The organism is Pseudotamlana agarivorans, from assembly GCF_018860245.1.
Taxonomy (GTDB): domain Bacteria; phylum Bacteroidota; class Bacteroidia; order Flavobacteriales; family Flavobacteriaceae; genus Pseudotamlana; species Pseudotamlana agarivorans_A.
The window spans coordinates 1-5987 of record NZ_JAHKPD010000019.1; the positions used below are offsets into that span (position 1 = coordinate 1).

Annotated in this window: 2 tRNA genes and 3 rRNA genes; all 5 read left to right on the plus strand. The window is 44.1% G+C overall.

From position 1 onward, the window contains the following. Positions 1-546 precede the first annotated feature (546 nt). The 5 genes from KO493_RS13535 (at position 547) to rrf (ending at position 5855) form a co-directional block, all read left to right on the plus strand. Positions 547-2067: ribosomal RNA gene (locus KO493_RS13535) — 16S ribosomal RNA — on the plus strand. A 171-nt stretch (positions 2068-2238) separates the two neighbouring features. Further along, positions 2239-2312, plus strand: a tRNA-Ile gene (locus tag KO493_RS13540). A 79-nt stretch (positions 2313-2391) separates the two neighbouring features. Continuing rightward, positions 2392-2465, plus strand: a tRNA-Ala gene (locus tag KO493_RS13545). 300 nt (positions 2466-2765) lie between these two features. Further along, positions 2766-5588: ribosomal RNA gene (locus tag KO493_RS13550) — 23S ribosomal RNA — on the plus strand. A 159-nt stretch (positions 5589-5747) separates the two neighbouring features. Beyond that, a 5S ribosomal RNA gene (gene rrf, locus KO493_RS13555) occupies positions 5748-5855 on the plus strand. The 16S, 23S and 5S rRNA genes sit together here with 2 tRNA genes alongside, the layout of an rRNA operon. Positions 5856-5987: the final 132 nt, after the last annotated feature.

Consider the following 5987-nt stretch of genomic DNA (forward strand, 5'->3'; position numbering starts at 1 on the left):
AGTGGGTATTAAAACACTTGATAAAAAATAATTAAAAAAAGCCCATAAAAAGTTTGTTGGATAGATATAAACAGTTGTATATTTGCACCCCGCTAACAAAGGCATAGCCGTTGTAGCGGTAGTTCATTAACAGTTTTTAGGTATTAAATTAGGGTTAAAAAACTTTAAAAAAATAATCAAAAAAAGCATTGTGATATTAAATAAAGGTTGTATGTTTGCAGCCGCTAAAAACAACACAGTTGTTAAGGCGAAATTAAGTTCATAAAGCGTTTTGAGATTGAGATTAAGGTTTGAAAAAAACTTTTAAAAAATATCAAAAAAACATTGTGAGTTAACAAAAAGGGTTTTACATTTGCACCCGCTTAGCAAGGAAACGAGCTAAAGAAAAAGAAATAAAGTTCATACACATATTGAATTGACAGCGTAAAAATTAAATTGGAAACGATTTAATTTAACAAAGAGAATAGACCATTTTGAGTACTAGAAATTCTTATTAGTTGTTAAAAGTTGTTGCCTTAATTTATTAGGAGTAACACACAAAAATTAACGATGAAGAGTTTGATCCTGGCTCAGGATGAACGCTAGCGGCAGGCCTAACACATGCAAGTCGAGGGGTAACATTGGTTGCTTGCAACCAGATGACGACCGGCGCACGGGTGCGTAACGCGTATAGAATCTACCTTTTGCTACGGAATAGCCCAGAGAAATTTGGATTAATGCCGTATAGTATCATATATCTGCATGGATTTTATGATTAAAGGTTACGGCAGAAGATGACTATGCGTCCTATTAGCTAGTTGGTATGGTAACGGCATACCAAGGCAACGATAGGTAGGGGCCCTGAGAGGGGGATCCCCCACACTGGTACTGAGACACGGACCAGACTCCTACGGGAGGCAGCAGTGAGGAATATTGGACAATGGAGGCAACTCTGATCCAGCCATGCCGCGTGCAGGATGACTGCCCTATGGGTTGTAAACTGCTTTTATACAGGAAGAAACCGCTCTACGTGTAGAGCTCTGACGGTACTGTAAGAATAAGGATCGGCTAACTCCGTGCCAGCAGCCGCGGTAATACGGAGGATCCAAGCGTTATCCGGAATCATTGGGTTTAAAGGGTCCGTAGGTGGATGATTAAGTCAGGGGTGAAAGTTTGCAGCTCAACTGTAAAATTGCCCTTGATACTGGTTATCTTGAATCATTATGAAGTGGTTAGAATATGTAGTGTAGCGGTGAAATGCATAGATATTACATAGAATACCAATTGCGAAGGCAGATCACTAATAATGTATTGACACTGATGGACGAAAGCGTAGGTAGCGAACGGGATTAGATACCCCGGTAGTCTACGCCGTAAACGATGGATACTAGCTGTTCGGATTTATCTGAGTGGCTAAGCGAAAGTGATAAGTATCCCACCTGGGGAGTACGTTCGCAAGAATGAAACTCAAAGGAATTGACGGGGGCCCGCACAAGCGGTGGAGCATGTGGTTTAATTCGATGATACGCGAGGAACCTTACCAGGGCTTAAATGTAAGTTGCATTAGTTAGAGATAGCTATTTCTTCGGACTACTTACAAGGTGCTGCATGGTTGTCGTCAGCTCGTGCCGTGAGGTGTCAGGTTAAGTCCTATAACGAGCGCAACCCCTGTTGTTAGTTGCCAGCGAGTGATGTCGGGAACTCTAACAAGACTGCCAGTGCAAACTGTGAGGAAGGTGGGGATGACGTCAAATCATCACGGCCCTTACGTCCTGGGCTACACACGTGCTACAATGGTAGGGACAGAGAGCAGCCACTGGGCGACCAGGAGCGAATCTTCAAACCCTATCACAGTTCGGATCGGAGTCTGCAACTCGACTCCGTGAAGCTGGAATCGCTAGTAATCGCATATCAGCCATGATGCGGTGAATACGTTCCCGGGCCTTGTACACACCGCCCGTCAAGCCATGGAAGCTGGGAGTGCCTGAAGTCCGTCACCGTAAGGAGCGGCCTAGGGTAAAATCGGTAACTAGGGCTAAGTCGTAACAAGGTAGCCGTACCGGAAGGTGCGGCTGGAACACCTCCTTTCTAGAGAAAGACGACTAATAAAGTATTATAACTATTATGAAAAGATAGTTTATTCTCATTGCTGTTAATTTAAAACACTAGTTATTAGTTACTAGTTGTTAGTTATTAGTTGCCTTTTAGAGGTAATTATTCAAGTAACGAATAACCATTAACCAATAACCAATTTAGTAGAGTCTCATAGCTCAGCTGGTTAGAGCGCTACACTGATAATGTAGAGGTCGGCAGTTCGAGTCTGCCTGAGACTACTAACTACTAAATAAAGGAAATTCTAGAACTGAGAATTCTAAATTCACATGAAGAATTCTAATAGATAGGATTTAAAATGGGGGATTAGCTCAGCTGGCTAGAGCGCCTGCCTTGCACGCAGGAGGTCATCGGTTCGACTCCGATATTCTCCACAAAAGCTTTAAGCATTATGCTAAAAGCAGTAAGCCAAAGCTTAGGGCATAAAGCCAAAAGCATATAGCTTATAAACGTTCATTGACATATTGAAACAAGATACATGAAAATAAACTAGGTAAAACTAGATTTTATTTAAGTAATAATAATTTGGATTAATTAGAATCACCACGAGCGATATCTAATTAATCATAGGTTTAGTTTTAGGTATTGGAATGCGATTTTTAGTATTTATTTACTAATAACCAAAAACCAATAACCAGCAACTAAATTATAACTCATTAAAAAAGCAAAAAGTACAATAAGCTAAATAAGGGCGTATGGGGAATGCCTAGGCTCTCAGAGGCGATGAAGGACGTGATAAGCTGCGAAAAGCTGCGGGGATCAGCACACATGAATTGATCCGCAGATATCCGAATGGGGCAACCCACTATATTGAAGATATAGTATGCCGTAAGGCAAGCAAACCCGGAGAACTGAAACATCTAAGTACCCGGAGGAGAAGAAAACAAAAGTGATTCCGTTAGTAGTGGCGAGCGAACGCGGATTAGCCCAAACCAGTATTGTTACGGCAATGCTGGGGTTGTAGGACCACGACATTAGAAGCATGATGAATTAGAACTGTTTGGAAAGACAGGCCATAGACGGTGATAGCCCGGTATAAGTAAAGATTGTGGATATAGTGGTATCCTGAGTAGTGCGGGACACGAGTAATCCTGTATGAAACAGTCGGGACCATCCGATAAGGCTAAATACTCCTGAGAGACCGATAGTGAACTAGTACCGTGAGGGAAAGGTGAAAAGAACCCTGAATAAGGGAGTGAAATAGAACCTGAAACCATACGCTTACAAGCGGTCGGAGCAGACTTGATCTGTGACGGCGTGCCTTTTGCATAATGAGCCTACGAGTTACCGTTGCTAGCAAGGTTAAGGTATTCAGTACCGGATCCGTAGCGAAAGCGAGTCTGAATAGGGCGTTTTAGTTAGTAGTGGTAGACGCGAAACCGTGTGATCTACCCATGGGCAGGTTGAAGCTGTAGTAACATACAGTGGAGGACCGAACCGGTTGACGTTGAAAAGTCTTCGGATGACCTGTGGGTAGGGGTGAAAGGCCAATCAAACTCGGAAATAGCTCGTACTCCCCGAAATGCATTTAGGTGCAGCGTTGATATTAGTTTTATAGAGGTAGAGCTACTGATTGGATGCGGGGGCTTCACCGCCTACCAATTCCTGACAAACTCCGAATGCTATAAAATATGATCAGCAGTGAGGGCATGGGTGCTAAGGTCCATGTCCGAGAGGGAAAGAACCCAGACCATCAGCTAAGGTCCCCAAATGTATGTTAAGTTGAAATAACGCGGTTGAACTGCTTTGACAGCTAGGATGTTGGCTTGGAAGCAGCCATTCATTTAAAGAGTGCGTAACAGCTCACTAGTCGAGCGGTTCGGCATGGATAATAATCGGGCATAAACATACTACCGAAGCTATGGACTTGTAAAAGTGGTAGGGGAGCATTGTAGTGTCGTCGAAGGTGTGCTGTGAGGCATGCTGGAGAAGCTACAAAAGAAAATGTAGGCATAAGTAACGATAATGCGGGCGAGAAACCCGCACACCGAAAGACTAAGGTTTCCTCAGCTATGCTAATCAGCTGAGGGTTAGTCGGGACCTAACGCGAACCCGAAAGGGGTAGTGGATGGACAACTGGTTAATATTCCAGTACCTGCTCACACTAAAAGTGACGGAGGCGTATATTTGGTGCGAACTGACGGAATAGTTCGTTGAAGCGAGTAGTAATACCGCGATAGTACACTGAGACTTCGGTCAAGGTGATAATCCAGAGAAGCGACTTCCAAGAAAAGCGAGTGAAGCAGCCCGTACCCTAAACCGACACAGGTAGTTGGGATGAGAATTCTAAGGTGCTCGAGAGATTCATGGCTAAGGAATTAGGCAAAATAGACTCGTAACTTCGGGAGAAGAGTCGCCACCCTTCGGGGTGGCCGCAGTGAAAAGGTCCAGGCGACTGTTTATCAAAAACACAGGGCTATGCTAAATTGAAAGATGACGTATATGGCCTGACACCTGCCCGGTGCTGGAAGGTTAAGTGGAGGGTTTAGCTTCGGCGAAGATCTCAAATGAAGCCCCAGTAAACGGCGGCCGTAACTATAACGGTCCTAAGGTAGCGAAATTCCTTGTCGGGTAAGTTCCGACCTGCACGAATGGTGCAACGATCTGGACACTGTCTCAGCCATGAGCTCGGTGAAATTGTAGTATCGGTGAAGATGCCGATTACCCGCTGTGGGACGAAAAGACCCCGTGCACCTTTACTATAGCTTAGTATTGGTTTTGGATAAGTAATGTGTAGGATAGGTGGGAGACTTTGAAGTGGCGTCGCTAGGCGTTGTGGAGTCATTGTTGAAATACCACCCTTTGCTTATCTAGAGTCTAACCTTCATTAGAAGGGACAGTGCTTGGTGGGTAGTTTGACTGGGGTGGTCGCCTCCAAAAGAGTAACGGAGGCTTCTAAAGGTTCCCTCAATACGGTTGGTAATCGTGTGTAGAGTGCAATGGCATAAGGGAGCTTGACTGAGAGACCTACAAGTCGATCAGGTACGAAAGTAGAGCATAGTGATCCGGTGGTTCCGCATGGAAGGGCCATCGCTCAAAGGATAAAAGGTACGCCGGGGATAACAGGCTGATCTCCCCCAAGAGCTCATATCGACGGGGGGGTTTGGCACCTCGATGTCGGCTCGTCACATCCTGGGGCTGGAGAAGGTCCCAAGGGTTGGGCTGTTCGCCCATTAAAGTGGCACGCGAGCTGGGTTCAGAACGTCGTGAGACAGTTCGGTCTCTATCTACAGTGGGCGTTAGAAATTTGAGTGGATCTGACTCTAGTACGAGAGGACCGAGTTGGACTAACCTCTGGTGTATCAGTTGTTCCGCCAGGAGCATTGCTGAGTAGCTACGTTGGGAAGGGATAAGCGCTGAAAGCATATAAGCGCGAAACCCACCACAAGATGAGATTTCTTTAAAGGGTCGTGGGAGATTACCACGTTGATAGGCTATAGGTGTAAAGGCAGTAATGTCATAGCCGAGTAGTACTAATAACCCATAGGCTTATTGTACGCCTGTTTTTTTATAAAGTTCAATAGGTTATTATTATGTCAATATCTTATTTCAATATGTTAAAATATTAGCGCAAAAAGCGCGGTTGATAGTTTTTAGTTGATAGTTATTAGTTGGATTACCAACAACTACAAACCAAAAACAAACAACCAACAACTTAAGGTGGTTATAGCGATGGGGCTCACCTCTTACCTTTCCGAACAGAGAAGTTAAGCCCATTAGCGCCGATGGTACTACATTAGTGGGAGAGTAGGTCGTTGCCTTTTTTGAATCCTCAACATGAAAATTGTTGAGGATTTTTTATTTTGTGTTTTTGGTAGTAGGCTTTAGGCTGTAAGCCTTAGGCATTAAGCTATAAGTTGAGAGTTACTAATAATTAAGAACAAACAACTAATAAC